At 31.6% G+C, this 14,631-nt stretch carries 15 protein-coding genes and 1 tRNA gene; 3 read left to right on the forward strand and 13 right to left on the reverse strand.

Translation table 11 applies throughout. The features are described 5' to 3' along the window. Positions 1-55 precede the first annotated feature (55 nt). The 5 genes from accB to pdxA all read right to left on the reverse strand — a co-directional run bounded on the left by accB (position 56) and on the right by pdxA (position 3,640). Positions 56-544, reverse strand: a complete 489-nt coding sequence (gene accB, locus BOW57_RS03290; RefSeq protein WP_089054362.1) for an acetyl-CoA carboxylase biotin carboxyl carrier protein — start codon at positions 542-544, stop codon at positions 56-58. Positions 545-567: 23 nt separating this feature from the next. After that, positions 568-1,566, reverse strand: a complete 999-nt coding sequence (locus BOW57_RS03295) for a beta-ketoacyl-ACP synthase III (protein WP_129025070.1) — start codon at positions 1,564-1,566, stop codon at positions 568-570. A 172-nt stretch (positions 1,567-1,738) separates the two neighbouring features. Then, on the reverse strand, positions 1,739-1,933 hold the full coding sequence (gene rpmF, locus BOW57_RS03300) for a 50S ribosomal protein L32 (protein ID WP_008465217.1): 195 nt from the start codon (positions 1,931-1,933) through the stop codon (positions 1,739-1,741). A 9-nt stretch (positions 1,934-1,942) separates the two neighbouring features. After that, positions 1,943-2,485: a DUF177 domain-containing protein gene (locus BOW57_RS03305; RefSeq protein WP_089054364.1), complete on the reverse strand. Its 543-nt coding sequence runs from the start codon at positions 2,483-2,485 to the stop codon at positions 1,943-1,945. A 105-nt stretch (positions 2,486-2,590) separates the two neighbouring features. Continuing rightward, on the reverse strand, positions 2,591-3,640 hold the full coding sequence (pdxA, locus tag BOW57_RS03310) for a 4-hydroxythreonine-4-phosphate dehydrogenase PdxA (protein WP_089054365.1): 1,050 nt from the start codon (positions 3,638-3,640) through the stop codon (positions 2,591-2,593). Between the two features lie 57 nt (positions 3,641-3,697). Here pdxA and BOW57_RS03315 point away from each other — a divergent pair, with 57 nt between their 5' ends. Then, positions 3,698-4,288 (forward strand): riboflavin synthase, encoded by a 591-nt coding sequence (locus BOW57_RS03315; protein ID WP_089057047.1) that lies wholly within the window; start codon positions 3,698-3,700, stop codon positions 4,286-4,288. 34 nt (positions 4,289-4,322) lie between these two features. Here BOW57_RS03315 and BOW57_RS03320 read toward each other — a convergent pair whose 3' ends face one another. After that, on the reverse strand, positions 4,323-4,547 hold the full coding sequence (locus BOW57_RS03320) for a hypothetical protein (RefSeq protein ID WP_129053030.1): 225 nt from the start codon (positions 4,545-4,547) through the stop codon (positions 4,323-4,325). A 400-nt stretch (positions 4,548-4,947) separates the two neighbouring features. On the opposite strand from BOW57_RS03320, the gene dcm reads away from it, so the two are divergent. Next, positions 4,948-5,925: a DNA (cytosine-5-)-methyltransferase gene (gene dcm, locus BOW57_RS03325; protein WP_129053031.1), complete on the forward strand. Its 978-nt coding sequence runs from the start codon at positions 4,948-4,950 to the stop codon at positions 5,923-5,925. 3 nt (positions 5,926-5,928) lie between these two features. Here the strand turns inward: dcm and BOW57_RS03330 are convergent, their stop codons facing one another. The 7 genes from BOW57_RS03330 to BOW57_RS03360 form a co-directional block, all read right to left on the reverse strand. Continuing rightward, positions 5,929-6,363 carry a very short patch repair endonuclease gene (locus BOW57_RS03330; protein WP_129053032.1) on the reverse strand — a complete coding sequence of 145 codons (435 nt, stop codon included), beginning with the start codon at positions 6,361-6,363 and terminating at the stop codon, positions 5,929-5,931. 252 nt (positions 6,364-6,615) lie between these two features. Beyond that, positions 6,616-7,263: a hypothetical protein gene (locus BOW57_RS03335; RefSeq protein WP_129053033.1), complete on the reverse strand. Its 648-nt coding sequence runs from the start codon at positions 7,261-7,263 to the stop codon at positions 6,616-6,618. Between the two features lie 119 nt (positions 7,264-7,382). Continuing rightward, positions 7,383-8,492 carry an ATP-binding protein gene (locus BOW57_RS03340; RefSeq protein WP_129053034.1) on the reverse strand — a complete coding sequence of 370 codons (1,110 nt, stop codon included), beginning with the start codon at positions 8,490-8,492 and terminating at the stop codon, positions 7,383-7,385. Between the two features lie 311 nt (positions 8,493-8,803). Beyond that, positions 8,804-8,877 (reverse strand) — tRNA-Ile (locus tag BOW57_RS03345). 147 nt (positions 8,878-9,024) lie between these two features. Beyond that, a complete protein-coding gene (gene mce, locus BOW57_RS03350) occupies positions 9,025-9,429 on the reverse strand; it encodes a methylmalonyl-CoA epimerase (protein WP_089054694.1) in 405 nt (134 codons plus the stop codon). 1 nt (position 9,430) lies between these two features. Then, positions 9,431-11,794, reverse strand: coding sequence for a hypothetical protein (locus BOW57_RS03355; RefSeq protein ID WP_129053035.1), 2,364 nt, complete (start codon positions 11,792-11,794; stop codon positions 9,431-9,433). After that, the gene (locus tag BOW57_RS03360; protein ID WP_241687370.1) at positions 11,754-12,734 is read right to left on the reverse strand and encodes a hypothetical protein; all 981 of its coding nucleotides are present in this window, start codon (positions 12,732-12,734) and stop codon (positions 11,754-11,756) included. Before BOW57_RS03360 ends, BOW57_RS03355 begins: the two co-directional genes overlap by 41 nt. Positions 12,735-12,930: 196 nt before the next feature. Here BOW57_RS03360 and BOW57_RS03365 point away from each other — a divergent pair, with 196 nt between their 5' ends. Further along, a complete protein-coding gene (locus BOW57_RS03365; RefSeq protein WP_089054691.1) occupies positions 12,931-14,619 on the forward strand; it encodes an Ig-like domain-containing protein in 1,689 nt (562 codons plus the stop codon). The last annotated feature ends 12 nt before the right edge of the window (positions 14,620-14,631 follow it).

The following is a 14,631-nucleotide window of genomic DNA, read 5'->3' on the forward strand; positions in this document are numbered from 1 at the left end:
CTGTATTAATTCTGGCAGATCAATCTAAAATCTAAAATCTAAAATCTAAATTTATTTATGATGGATCTACTAAGAATAAAGGTTGATCAAATTCAACTGGAGACATATCGTCAACAAGAATCTTAACAATTTTTCCTGAAACTTCTGATTCGATTTCGTTGAATAATTTCATTGCTTCAATTACACAAAGAACATCTCCTTTTGCGATAGTGCTTCCTACTTCAGTAAAAACTGGTTTGTCTGGAGATGGTTTTCTATAAAATGTTCCAATAATTGGAGATTTTATCGTTATGAATTTAGAATTTTCAGCTGGAGCTTGTGGCTCAGCCGCTACATTTACAACTACTGGCGCTGTTACTTGCGGTGCAGCTGCTTGTGGTAATGCTGCCTGAGCTGGCAATTGCTGTACATAAGTAGTTTCTGTTACATTTCCTTCTAAAGTTGTTCTGATCGTGATTTTTACATCATCCATTTCTAACTTCACTTCTGCAACTCCCGAATTGGCTACAAATTTGATTAGGTTTTGAATTTCTTTTAAATCCATAATGACTCGTTTTTAGTTTTGATTTATTTTTTATCGTAAGCCCATTTTAGGTAAATAGATCCCCAAGTGAATCCACCGCCAAATGCAGCTAAAATAATATTGTCTCCTTTTTTGAGTTGTTTCTCAAAATCATAAAGTACCAAAGGTAATGTTCCTGAAGTTGTATTACCATATTTTTCAATATTAACTAATACTTTAGACTCTTCTAGTTCAAGTCTTCCTGCAGTTGCATCAATGATGCGTTTGTTTGCCTGATGAGGCACTAACCAATCAACATCTTGATTTGTTAGATTGTTTCTTTTCAAGATCAACTCGCTTGCGTCTGCCATATTGGTTACAGCATATTTAAATACTGTTTTACCATCTTGCATAATATTGTGTTGTCTGTTTTTTACAGTATCTTCTGAAGCTGGGATTAAAGACCCTCCAGCTGGTATTTTAAGAAAATCACGACCTACTCCATCGCTTCTTAAATACTCATCTTGTAAACCTAAGCCTTCATAATTTGGCTCAAATAAAACAGCACCGCCTCCATCACCAAAAATAATGCAAGTTGCTCTGTCTGTATAATCTACAATTGATGACATTTTATCTGCCCCAATTAATAGTACTTTTTTATATCTTCCAGATTGTACATAAGCCGCAGCAGTTGACATTCCGTATAAGAAACTTGAACAAGCTGCTTGCAAATCATAAGCAAATGCATTAGTTGCTCCAATTTCTGTTGCAACATAAACTCCTGTAGAAGCCACCATCATATCTGGTGTTGCTGTTGCCATAATAACCATATCAATTTCTAAAGGATCGATATTAGCTTTTTCGATCAAATCTTGTGCTGCTTTTATAGCAAGGTACGATGTTCCTTTGTCAGCATCTTTAAGAATCCTTCTTTCTTTAATTCCGGTACGAGTGGTAATCCATTCGTCATTGGTTTCTACCATTGTTTCCAACACTTTGTTAGAAAGCACAAAGTCTGGAACGTATCCTCCAACAGCGGTAATTGCGGCTGTGATTGTATTCATTATATTCTATTATTTCCTTTCAAATATTGTTATTTGAAAAATTTTTAAAAGACTTGAAAATTACAAAAAAAATCAAAACGAATTTGCCTGTATTTTCTTAAAAAACGAAAATTATAACCAACAAAAAAAACTCTCACTATGTGAGAGTTCTAGTATAATTTACAAAAACGTATTAAGCAACCGCTTCAGATTTATCGATAACAACTTGCCCTCTGTAGTACATTTTACCTTCATGCCAGTAAGCTCTGTGGTATAAATGTGCTTCTCCAGTAATAGGACATGTAGCGATTTGAGCTACAGTAGCTTTATAATGTGTTCTTCTCTTATCTCTTCTTGTTTTCGAGGTCTTTCTCTTAGGATGTGCCATTTTACTATATTATTTATCCGTTAATAGTTTCTTTAATTTTTCCCAACGCGGGTCAATATCTTCTTCTTGTTTACTCTCTTCCTTTTGTTCTTTTACACTTAATTCATTCAACTTTGTTAAAGCTTCGGTCTGTAAAGTCCCGTCTTTAACGCCTGGATGAATTCGTTTTTGAGGCACTGAAAGCGCTATCATTTCATAAATGTATTGTGCTACATTCACTTCATGCTCTCCATGCGGTAAAATCAACAACTCTTCATTATCATCATTGAATTCATCTCCAAAGCGAACAATCAATTTCATTTTCCCTTTTAAAGGAAGATCAAAATCTTCACTTGTTAGATCACAAGGTACATTTACAGTTCCTTTATGTTTGAATTCTAACTCTAACATGTTGCTTTTCTTTTCGAAAACCAAACTCACTTTAATTTCAGAACTTTGAAACTCTTCATAGTCAAAGTCTTTAAAGAACGTGTTATTTATTTGATACTCAAAATGGTGTTTTCCCAGCTTTAACCCTATAAAAGGAATTAAAAATTCTTTTGTTTTGCTCATTTCAACATCAATTTGTACAATCCGAATATAAAACTACATATCTGAATTGGGGTGCAAAGATATAAAATTATTATAAATCTAATAATCTTATTCACCTTTTTTTGTTTATAACTGTTTTTCTTTTATTTTAAGAGGTTTTTGGCTAATCTCCTCATACTGATTACGCGAGCGAAAAATATCAAGCGCAAGATAAACAGCCTCTTTAAACGAGTTGAAATCTGCCATGTCTTTTCCAGCAATATCATAACCAGTTCCATGATCCGGTGATGTTCTAATTTTATTTAAACCCGCTGTATAATTAACTCCTTTACCAAAAGACAATGTTTTGAACGGAATCAATCCTTGGTCGTGATAAGTCGCTACAACAGCATCATATTTCTCATATTGACCGCTTCCAAAAAATCCATCGGCAGAAAATGGTCCGAAAACCATAGTTCCAGAATCGAATATTTTTTTCAAAACCGGTTTCAAAACTAAATCATCTTCTTTTCCAATCACTCCGCCGTCGCCGCAATGCGGATTTAATCCTAAAACTGCAATTTTTGGTTTTACGATACTAAAGTCTTGAATTAAAGATTTTCTAATTGTTTCAATCTTTCTTGTAATTAATTCTTCTGTTAAATGAGAAGAAACTTCACTTATAGGCACATGATCTGTTAACAAACCTACTCTTAAATTATCCTGAACCATCATCATTAAAGCATTACCTTCTAACTCTTGATCTAGATAATCGGTATGACCTGGGAATTTAAATTCTTCAGATTGAATATTGTATTTATTTATAGGAGCCGTAACAAGCACATCAACCAAACCTTCTTTTAAAGCTTTTGTTGCTGCTACAAATGATTTTATAGCATACTCTCCTATTTTTTCATCATTAGTTCCTAAGTTAATATCAACTCCTTCTCTCCAAAGATTAAACACGTTTACTTTTCCTGGAACAATCTGATCTAATTTATCTATTCCATGAAACTGAACAGTCGAAGTAAAACTTTTTTTAACAAAGGATAGAATTTTAGCATTTGCAAAAATAACCGGTGTACACAATTCCAACATTCGAGAATCCTCAAATGTTTTTAGTATAACTTCGCTTCCAATACCGTTTAAATCTCCAACTGAAATTCCAACAATTATATTTTCTGCTTTTTTATTCATGAGCTCAGCTTATTTATTACTAATTTTGATGTGCAAATTTAGTAAAATAAAACCACAATGTTCACAGGAATTATAGAAACCCTAGGAAGGATTCACGAAATACAAAAAGACAAAAACAACTTACATGTAACTGTCGACTCTTCTATTACAAACGAATTAAAGATTGACCAAAGTGTTTCGCACAACGGAATCTGTCTTACAGTAGTCGCTATAAAAGATTCATTTTATACGGTTACTGCAATTGAAGAAACTATTTTAAAGACCAATATTGGCGATTGGAAGGTTAATGATATTGTAAATCTAGAAAGAGGCATGAAACTTGGCGACCGTCTTGACGGACATATCGTACAAGGTCACGTTGACCAAACTGGTACATGCACAAAAATTGAAGAGGCTAACGGAAGTTGGAATTACACTTTCGATTACGACGCAAATCTTAGCAATATTACAATCGAAAAAGGTTCTATAACAGTAAACGGAGTTAGTCTGACGGTTGTAAATTCTAAAACCAACGAATTCAGTGTTTCTATTATTCCTTATACTTTTGAAAATACAAATTTCAAAAATTTCAAGGTTGGTTCTAAAATAAATTTAGAGTTTGATGTTGTTGGAAAATACATTTCAAGACTTTATTCAATAAACAAATAGTTTTAGAAAAAATTCAAAACGAAAAAGCTTCAAATTAAATTGAAGCTTTTTTTGTTTTATTTCGATATATAATTGTTATTCCTAGAATTAATCCGCTTGCAATTAAAAAAGAAAGATCCTCATTAATTGGCACTTTTGTTGGCGGCGGAGGCTTAGCATCTCCAGCACGCGGCGGAGGTGGCATCTCCTCTGCCAATATATATATCGGGTTAAATACTATCAAAAAAAAGACCAGCCAAACAGTTCTTACAATTCTCATAAATTTCAAATTTCATTGCCAAAAAGCAATCTTTTACAAAAAAGCAACATTGATAAGCCAAAACAGTCCCACCTATCCAATAAATTTATATATAATATAATTCTTACATCAAATATATGCGTATTTTATAAAAAACACAAAATTTCCCAACTGTTTTCCTTTTAGATCTTTTAAAACACTTTTTAGCATCATGAAACTTAAAAACTTCCCACAGAATAAAGTTTCAAAAAACACATCTACTTTAAATAAGTCAGAAAGAACTGTAAAGTACGAGATTGAAAAATAAAATACGTTTTCTTTTTAAGCCCTGACCATCATCAACTATACTCTAATTAATATATTTGCAAGAAATAATACAGAATAAAAAGCGCAAGACATCATTCCTTTAGCCAAACAAATAATGGAGAATAAATTTACAGTTGGAAGTTTGTACGCAGGTGTAGGCGGCATATGTCTAGGCTTTAAGAAAGCTGGTTTTAATCTAAAATGGGCCAATGAATTTGACAAACATGCATGCAAAACTTACAAATCAAATTTCGAACACAATTTAATTGAAGGAGATGTAATGAACTTAAATTTAAGTTCTCTTGAAAAAATAGATATTTTAACAGCTGGATTTCCCTGCCAGCCTTTTTCGCTTGCGGGACACAGAAAAGGTTTTGAGGACAGAAGGGGAAATCATTTTTTTAAAATCCTTGATTTTATTGACGAAATGAGACCTAAGGTTGTTTTCCTTGAAAACGTTAAGAACTTAAGAGGACATGACAATGGCAATACTCTTAAGGTTATCGAAAGCGAAATAAAAAAACGAAACTACACGTTTGACAGCGCTATTTTAAACACTAAAGATTTTGGGAACACACCTCATAACAGGGAAAGGCTTTTTATGGTTGCTTTTGACAAAAACTTTGTCAATAACAAAAAGTTTAGATTTGAGTTTCCCAAAAAAGAAAATCTGACTACCACAGTAAAAGATTTAATTCTTACCGAAAAAGTACCGGATAAGTTTTATTATGGCGAAGATAAATACATGTACAATACGCTAAAAGAATCTATTGTCGATAAAGGCAAAATTTATCAATTCAGGAGACATTATGTTAGAGAAAACAAAGCTGGTTTATGCCCAACTTTGACTGCAAACATGGGAACTGGCGGACATAATGTTCCAATTATTATAACAGATCATGGATTTCGAAAACTAACGCCTCGTGAATGTTTTAGATTTCAAGGTTTTCCAGACAGCTTTAAACTTCCTTCTATTTCAAATTCTAACTTATACAAACAAGCAGGAAATTCGGTAAGCATGCCTGTTATTGAAAGATTAGCCAATGAGATTTCTAAAGTTATCGAAAAAGTCGAAAAGAAGAAAAACGCCTAAACCCTATTTCTCTTGGCTTTTGATCTTTGAATTTTCTATTTCTCCTTGAATTTTCAGTAAACAAGTATCTAGTTCTTTCTGAATTTCTTTACTCCAAAAACGTATTACTTTCCATTCTTCTGAAATTAAATAAGCATTAACCTCAGCATCGCGTTTCCTATTTCGTTCAATTTTAGGAATCCAATATTCACGATTCGACTTAATATGTTCTTGATTTAAGTCCCAATCTTTACCGTGAAAAAATTCGCTGTCTATAAAAATGGCAATTTTATACTTTGCAAAAGTCAAATCAGGCTTACCAAATACCTTTTTATTATTCTTTCGATACCTATAGCCTAGCCGCCATAAAGCCTTTGCAATTCTAACTTCGTCTTTGGTTGCGGTGCTTTTTATAGCCTGCATATTTTTTCTCCGTTGTTCAGGCGTTAAATTATCCATTGTCTTGTCCTGATTAAATTTGTCTTTGCAGTATAAATTTAATTCATTTTTAATTAAACAATGAAATTTCAATGACTTACCTAAAAGCCCAAAAACAAAAAAAAGCCTTTACATTGCTGTAAAGGCTTTGTGTTTCATTAAACAACTATAATTCTTTCTTTTGTAATTTCATCACTCTCTTTTTATCTAACTTTTTAATCATCATTCAAATAAAAAAATTAGATACTTCAAAATTACACAATATGATAAAAATTAATTTTCTATTTTAAATTTAATAAAGTCAAGCCATGATTTAATTTCTTCATATCCTCCAATTTCTTTTAATCTAGCTGTTGTCATTTTCTGAACAGCACTATTATTCAATTCACTCTTAACTTTAGAATCACTACTTCTAGAATACCTTACCCTTTTTAATTCGCTAATTAGTGGTTTTAAATAATTTTCTTCAGTGTTAATATGATCATAATTAATTTTATCATCAAGATATTCTTCATATACATCAAAATGCTCCTCTATAGCCTGAGGGTGAAGATAATTTTCCATCATCAATTTTACTGTCACAGCAGAATCACTGTTATCATCCTCTTTCATCTTATTCGCAAATTCTACATATTTCCCATCTTCGTCACGGTCTACTATTAAATATTCAAATACATTAAGCCTCTTGAAATATCTATTCTCAACATGATGCTTAAGATTTCCACCTCCAAGTATATTAAATATTAAAGTCCCTTTTTCTTCTTCTTGTTTTAAACAAATAATAGAGGGATCTTCTGAATTTAATATTTTACTAATATGAATTAAATAAGAAATATCATTAGGACCTTCAACGCTCAAAATAATTTTGACAGTCTTAGAAGGATCTGGTAAAATACCTAATGTTTGAATAATTTTATTCAAAATTTCAACATTATCCGTACCATCTTTATTGACCCCACTTTCTTACTAAAATTTTACCTTCTTCTTTAATATAAATATAGCGCAAAGAGTGTTTTGGAATTAACTGAGCTAAATTTGAATTATGTGTTGTAAATAAAACTTTGAGAATTATCCGATTGAGAAAGTTCTATAAGTGATTTGATAATTAAAAGTTGATGATTAGGGTGCTGTGAAGTTTCTGGCTCTTCTAAAGCATAAATTACATTTGGGGAATTACTATTTTCAAATCTAGCCTTATCAATTTGAGCTCTGAAAAAACTTAACAACACAAGTCTTCTAATACCACTACCTCTATTATTTAAAGGAATTCCTAACTCATTTTCTAAGTTTAGTTTAAAAATCGTATTCCAAGCAGGTTCTTTTGAAAAGGTCGATTTCAAATTTTGTGCAAGCTGCTCATCAATTTCTTTCAATTTTTCAACAATTCTATCGGCTTCTTTGGTGGAATCTTCTTTTACTCTCTCTTTAATAATTTCCAGCATAGCAAAAATCTCCTCGTCTTTTAAAACCTTTGAAATTACTGTTTTCATAGGATTTTGAACATCTTCATCTCCATCAGTCAACTCCTTATCTACTTTAAAAAGTGAATAAATGGGCAAATACTTCTGTAAACTTGCATATATTTTTTTTCTATTATCCTCCGCATTCAAACCTCCTTCAACTTGAATTTCTTGCAAAGCTATTGCCGACGGAAATTGACTTCTTATTGCTTGTCTAATTTCCTTATTTACTCTTTTATTCACATCTTCCAAATCAACTTGTAGTGTTCCAGCCATCACTTTTAATGACGGAAGCTTCAAATTGAGTAGTTCACTAACCTCAGGTGCAGTGGGATGCATACATTTAATAAAAATCTTTTCAGTTAATGTCGGATTAGAATATCTTTTAATAATCTCTAAATCGCCATCATCATTTAATAAAAATTCTTCTTTAAATGACGTCTTTGCAGTATCATCTAAAATTACTTCATCAGGAAGATTATCAAAAACACATACAAGTTCCATAGGACCTACCGAACCTATCCGAATATCTAACTTGGATGGTTTAGAATTAAAAAAAATGTCCAAAGCCTCCAAAATAGTAGATTTTCCAATATCATTTTTTCCAATAAAAGCATTCAAGTGATCAAACTCAATTTCTAAATTGTCATAACAACGAAAATTTTTTAAAATAATTTTTTTTAAGTTCATAAGTTAGGCTAGGTAAAAAGTTAATATAATAAATTAAGATTAAAAAAATGAATTTCCAACAAACCTATAGTTTATAATACCAAATAAAATCAGTCATCATTAATATCCTTATCGCCACAATTTTAATCCTATAATTAACAACTATTCTTAAATTCTAAAACATCTATACAAGATGTTTTCTAAAATTAATATACTCGAAATGTAAATAAAAAAACCTACAAGAATTACAACTTACAAACATTTATATTAATTGCGGCCTAAAAACAAAAAAGCCTTTACATTGCTGTAAAGGCTTTCTATTTCTAAATAAGTGGTCCCACCTGGGCTCGAACCAGGGACCACCTGATTATGAGTCAGGTGCTCTAACCAGCTGAGCTATAGGACCGGTTTAGAGGATGCAATATTACTACTATTTTTCATTCACTCCAAATATTTTAAGACATGATTTGCATTTAATTTTAATTCAAAGCCCATGTTTTAAAAACAAGATTGATTTTCAAGACATTATTGAGAATAAAAAAAGTATCTTTTTTTATCTAATTTCCTGACAAAGCTCAACCAAAACGCCATTTGTATTCTTTGGATGCAGAAAAACCACCAATTTATTATCAGCTCCTTTCTTCGGAACTTCATTTATCAATACGAAACCTTCCTCTTTTAGTCGTGAAATCTCGGCATGAATATCTTCAACATCAAAAGCGATGTGATGAATTCCTTCACCTTTTTTTTCTAAAAATTTTGCAATCGGGCTTTCTGGATTCGTCGCCATCAAAAGTTCGATTTTGTTCGTTCCAGTTTGAAAGAAAGAAGTTAAAACGCCTTCACTTTCTACCGTTTCTTCTTTGTACGATGGAACGCCCAATAGTTTCTCGAACAATACATTTGCATCGTCCATATTTTTTACGGCAATTCCAATATGTTCTATTTTATTTACCATCTTATTTTAATTGAGTTACATAAGTATTAAAATAACCACATTCTGCAATTACATCCTGATAATATTTAGTATCCGAATATTCTTTTTGCAGTGTTTTAAATCCATTCCAAGCGATAAAGTTTATTTTATCGTCATTGGCATCCCACCAATATCTAACACTATTGTATTTTGTATTATAATATTCGTTTCGTTCACATTTCGAGATTAAATATACACATTTTGCTTTCTGCTCCTTTGTAGATGCTGCCTGTAATGCTTTTTGGTAATACATTTTAGAAACACTGCAATCTGTAATCATCTTTTTCATAGAATCTCTAAACGAATATGGACTTGAACCATAACCTACAATAGTAATTTCGTAAAAAGTTCTTCCATTTCCAAAATGCGAAATATTATAAAATGCATTTCCTAATAATAAACTATTGGTATAAACATCTTCGTTTTTAGCCAGTTTATCCTGCATTTCTTTTATTGTATTTAAGAAATCCAATTGTGTATATTTTCTTTTTTGATAAGCGGCGTGATCGCAATCGTGACAATCTTTTATGCTTCCGTTAAACGGATTTCCTAAAAATTTAGAGTTTTGAACTGAATCTGTCTGCTTTAAAAATTCAATTGCTTCTGGAATTTTGTTTTTGAAAGTTGCCTGAACTGCCTGAAAATTATTAATATCTTTTAATTTCAAACTATAAATTCCCGCACCAATATTCTCGATTTCAGTTTTATTAGACTTAGACAAAAACGTTTTTATTCCTTGTAAATTCTTCTCGTCATCATAAAAAGCATTTCCATCATTCCAATAGCTGTAACGAGATTCGCCAAAAATCTCAGCTAAAACTAGATTTCCTTTTTCTCTATAAAGCGTAGACAAATAACTTCTGCTCCATGAAGAAGCATTTTGATAACGAAATTCTTGTCCTTTATAGTTTTTTGGAAGTTCGTAATACAACCAATTCAAATCCGCTAGAATTGTTTTCTCGTTTTTATCCGTTAGTTTATCAATTTTGCTTAAGTTATTTACAAAACGCAATAAACGAAGCTGCATTCCTGCCAATTCCGTTTTTGGAAGCGTTTTTACCGCTTTATCAAAATTCTTATCCGCATTTGTATAATCCCCTTTTAAAGTCTGTAAATACCCAAGCGACAAATCCCATAAATAAGGTCTATCTGTATTTCCTGCTGCCGAAATTTTAGCAATTAAATCCAGCGCTTTTTTATCAACCTTAACTTGATTTTCTGTTTTATTTTCCGCAACAGTCAACTTTTTTACGGGCTGGTTTTCTCCGCCATCCTTCTGAAACGAGTTATTTATAGACTGTTCAAGTCCGTTTACCAATCTAGTCGCCAAATAATTTAAATGTTCACTTTTTGGATCTAATTCGCAAATTTTCTCGATTGCCTGTTTTTCATCTTTATAATAGCCGTGAATAGCCCAAAGTGCCGCTTTCTCTTTATTAGTCTTTGCCATTGTCAGCGCTTTATTCCAGTCTGTTTCATTTTTTGGAGCAAAACTATAGGCTGTTACGACTCTTAATTCAGGACATTTATCAAAAACCTGTGCATACAAATAGTTCGAAACGGCATATTTTCCTTGTTTATGATTAATTCCGGCAACGTATGAAAGTGCGCGGTAATACAACGTGTTTTTAGGAACTGAGCTTTCTGTCTTATTAAAAAACTCAATTGCTTTTTGCTTATTATTACTGTAAAAACGAGCTTTCATAGTAAGAAACCAATATCTGTTTTTTAAGAACGGATCAGACAAAGTATTGTAAACATTCTCGATTGACTGAATCATTTTAGCATCATTGAACGTTTTTGCCACAACGGGATCGTAACTCCAATGATCTTCACTAATTGAAACAGTTTCTATTTTTTGTGCCAAATACAAAAACTCAACAAAGTTTTTTACTTTTTCATCTTTCAATGGCATCTTTTTTCCCCATTTTAAAGACGAAGCATTTTCTTTTTTGGCTTTATAATACACATGAAGATCTGTGATTTCTTCCTTATTCTTAATCTTATTTTTATTATCTGAATAATAATTTGGCTTCTCATCACCAATTAAAAAATAATTTACTGTCGTAGTATCTATTTTTCCTTTAAGATAAGCTGCCCAATCTGATTTTATGTCTTTATTGAAACGTGAATTATGCTGGGTATCAAAACCAATTCCGTAGAAAATACCGCCTGACAAAAAAAGCGGCGAATAGGATTTATCTGCAAAAGTTTCTGGAGTAAAATTGGAGTTATAAGCCCCAAAATAATCCCAATCACCATCTGCGCAAGCATAAATTATTCCATATGCAAAAAGGAAAGCCGCACTAAAACCAAGAAATAACTTGCTTAAAAATATTCTTCTCATAATTGTTTAAATTGAATTCGTCTAAATCGTAAAATATAATTTCTTTTGGAGACTGCGCTTTATTATCGTCTAAATCTTCAGCCATTTCTTTTAAATCTTCGGGAGAAATTGTCTCTGTTTTCAGCAGATCATTTTCTTCGTAGTAAACACCGTTTTTGTAATTAGATTGTTTTACTCTAAAAAATATAGAACTAATCTGCTCGAAGTTTTTATCTTTTTTGAGTTCGCTGACATTTAATTTCGAACGCAAACCTAAAACTTTTTGATTCCTGATATGAATTGCCCACGAATAAATAGGAAGTGCATAATCGAGATGCAGCGGATATTTCTTTAAACTTTTAAGATATTTCTCAGAGATTTTTCGACTGTAAATAGAGTTTAATGAATCTGGCGCTATACTTCCCATATTATAAAACATCAAAACACCGTTATCAACATTCGGAATTTTAGTTTTCTTAAAGTATTTCACTTGATGAAGTCTGATTGTGGCCGAGAGTTTTTTCTTTGAAAGCTTTTTTACCTGCTCAATAAACTTCAGATAATTGTCTTTGCTGTTTAATGTCCAATCGCAGTCAATTTGAATTTCGGTACAATTAATTTTATTCTTGCTGTTGATTTCGGTAATTAAATGAATGGTCTTTTTTGCAAGATCTTCAACATCTAAATACTTCTCAAGCATTACTTTATTTTGGATAAAAACAACTGGAACAATTTCAAATTCCTGCACATTTTCATAAAAATGAACCGGACTTACGGGAAATGGCTTTTGGGTTTGAGGATCAAGTCCGATGTCAAAATATCGAACATAAAGTTTATGAACCTCATTGTCTTTGAGAGCGGTTCTTTCTGTTTCAGAAAATTTTAGATTAGTTTTCCAATAATAAAAAGAAATTATCGGCTGCTCATTTTTGCTGCACGCAGTCAGAAAAAGAAGTAACAAAACCCAAAAAAATCTTTTAACCAAAACGAAGTGATATTATATTTAGGATCAAAAGTAAGAAATTATCTAGTATCAGAGGTTTTAAATTCTAAAAAATACGAAAATATCTACGATGCTAAATCCTAATAAATGGCCAAAAAATTTCAATTAAAGCAAATATAATTGTTATTTTGTGCAATCAAATTTAAAGACCGCTATGTTTAAAAGCAAACTCAAATATATTTCATTTTTACTGGTATTATTAATGGTGAGCTGCGCCAAAAGAGGCAATATTACTGGCGGATTAAAGGATACTCTGGCTCCTATTTTAATATCCAGCACTCCTAAAAACTTAACTACAGATTTTCAGGGAAACGAGATTACACTGGTATTTGATGAATATGTTAAATTAAAAAACCTCAACAAACAGCTTATTATTTCTCCTCCAATGAAATATGAGCCGCAGATTACGCCTGTTGGTGTGAGTAAATTTTTAAAAATAAAACTTAGAGATACTTTACAGCCCAATACTACTTACAGCTTAAATTTTGGACAAAGTATTACTGATAATAACGAAGGAAATCCGCTGAACCAGTTTAAATACATTTTTTCAACCGGCGCTTATATCGATTCGCTTACTCTTGGCGGAAAAATTAAAGATGCTTACGCAAAAAATGTAGATAATTTTGTTTCGGTGATGCTTTATGAAGCAAACGACAAATACAAAGATTCTGTTATTTACAAAGAATTTCCGCGATACATTACCAATACTTTAGACAGTATGAGAACTTTTAAATTTGAAAATTTAAAAGCTGGAAAATACTTATTAGTTGCCCTAAAGGATAAAGGAAGCAATAATAAATTTAATCCAAAAGACGATAAAATTGGATTTATAAAACATTTTATTACGGTACCAAATGATACTATTTTTGAGTTAGAATTATTTAAGGAAACATTGCCATTAAAGGCTTTTAAACCAATTCAAGCTTCTGGAAACAGACTGCTTCTTCCGTATGAAGGAACACAGAATTTTAAAAATTCAAAGCCAAAAATTGTACTCAAAAACAATGGACAGATTCTGGAAACTATAGTAACACAATTTCCTAAAAAAGATTCGCTGCAAGTTTGGTACAAACCTTTAAAAGCTGATTCATTGTCGTTGGAAGTGAGTAATGACAAGTACAATAAAAAATTCACTTTTAAGGTTAAGGATCAGAAAAAAGACACTTTAAATATTAAAGCGGTTCAAAACGGTGTGCTTAATTTTAGAGAAAAATTTACGTTAGAAACTGAAACGCCGCTGGTAAAATTTGACAAAACAAAAATTAGACTGGTCAATAAAGATTCCACTGCAATTGATTTTACTACAGAATACGACGAGTTTGAACAGAAACTGTACGTTGATTTCAAGAAAGAGCCTTTGCAAAAATATAATTTTACATTTTTCCCGGGCGCGTTAACTGATTTCTATGACAAAACAAACGATACATTATCGTATAAGTTAACTACAAAGGAATTTGAAGATTACGGCAATCTGGTTTTGAATTTACAAAACGTAAAACGCTTTCCTATAATTGTTGAAATCACCAATAAAAAAGGCGATAATGTATATGCTTCTGAATATTCTGAAGGCAATACAAAAATTGAATTCAACTTACTGCTTCCAGAAGAATTTACGGTTAGAGTTATCTATGATGATAATAAAAACAAGATGTACGACACGGGTAGTTTCTTAAACAAAACGTATGCTGAAGAGGTGTTTTATTATCAAAAAGGTGTAGATGTTCGATCGAATTGGGATGTTGATCAATCTATCGATTTAAATATTCCTTATAATCCTGAAGTCGAGAAAAAAGACGATGATTTAAAGAGAAAGAAGGAAGAGAAAAAACGGAAAGCTTTTTAATTCTTAATTCAA

The sequence above is a fragment of the Flavobacterium sp. YO64 genome (assembly GCF_004119505.1).
GTDB classification, from domain to species: Bacteria; Bacteroidota; Bacteroidia; order Flavobacteriales; family Flavobacteriaceae; genus Flavobacterium; species Flavobacterium oncorhynchi.

Bases quoted from the DNA above. Each gene is read 5' to 3' on its own strand.
- accB (WP_089054362.1), bottom strand. From the start codon at position 544: ATGGATTTAAAAGAAATTCAAAACCTAATCAAATTTGTAGCCAATTCG.
- BOW57_RS03295 (WP_129025070.1), bottom strand. From the start codon at position 1,566: ATGAATACAATCACAGCCGCAATTACCGCTGTTGGAGGATACGTTCCA.
- rpmF (WP_008465217.1), bottom strand. From the start codon at position 1,933: ATGGCACATCCTAAGAGAAAGACCTCGAAAACAAGAAGAGATAAGAGA.
- BOW57_RS03305 (WP_089054364.1), bottom strand. From the start codon at position 2,485: ATGAGCAAAACAAAAGAATTTTTAATTCCTTTTATAGGGTTAAAGCTG.
- pdxA (WP_089054365.1), bottom strand. From the start codon at position 3,640: ATGAATAAAAAAGCAGAAAATATAATTGTTGGAATTTCAGTTGGAGAT.
- BOW57_RS03315 (WP_089057047.1), top strand. From the start codon at position 3,698: ATGTTCACAGGAATTATAGAAACCCTAGGAAGGATTCACGAAATACAA.
- BOW57_RS03320 (WP_129053030.1), bottom strand. From the start codon at position 4,547: ATGAGAATTGTAAGAACTGTTTGGCTGGTCTTTTTTTTGATAGTATTT.
- dcm (WP_129053031.1), top strand. From the start codon at position 4,948: ATGGAGAATAAATTTACAGTTGGAAGTTTGTACGCAGGTGTAGGCGGC.
- BOW57_RS03330 (WP_129053032.1), bottom strand. From the start codon at position 6,363: ATGGATAATTTAACGCCTGAACAACGGAGAAAAAATATGCAGGCTATA.
- BOW57_RS03340 (WP_129053034.1), bottom strand. From the start codon at position 8,492: ATGAACTTAAAAAAAATTATTTTAAAAAATTTTCGTTGTTATGACAAT.
- mce (WP_089054694.1), bottom strand. From the start codon at position 9,429: ATGGTAAATAAAATAGAACATATTGGAATTGCCGTAAAAAATATGGAC.
- BOW57_RS03355 (WP_129053035.1), bottom strand. From the start codon at position 11,794: ATGAGAAGAATATTTTTAAGCAAGTTATTTCTTGGTTTTAGTGCGGCT.
- BOW57_RS03365 (WP_089054691.1), top strand. From the start codon at position 12,931: ATGTTTAAAAGCAAACTCAAATATATTTCATTTTTACTGGTATTATTA.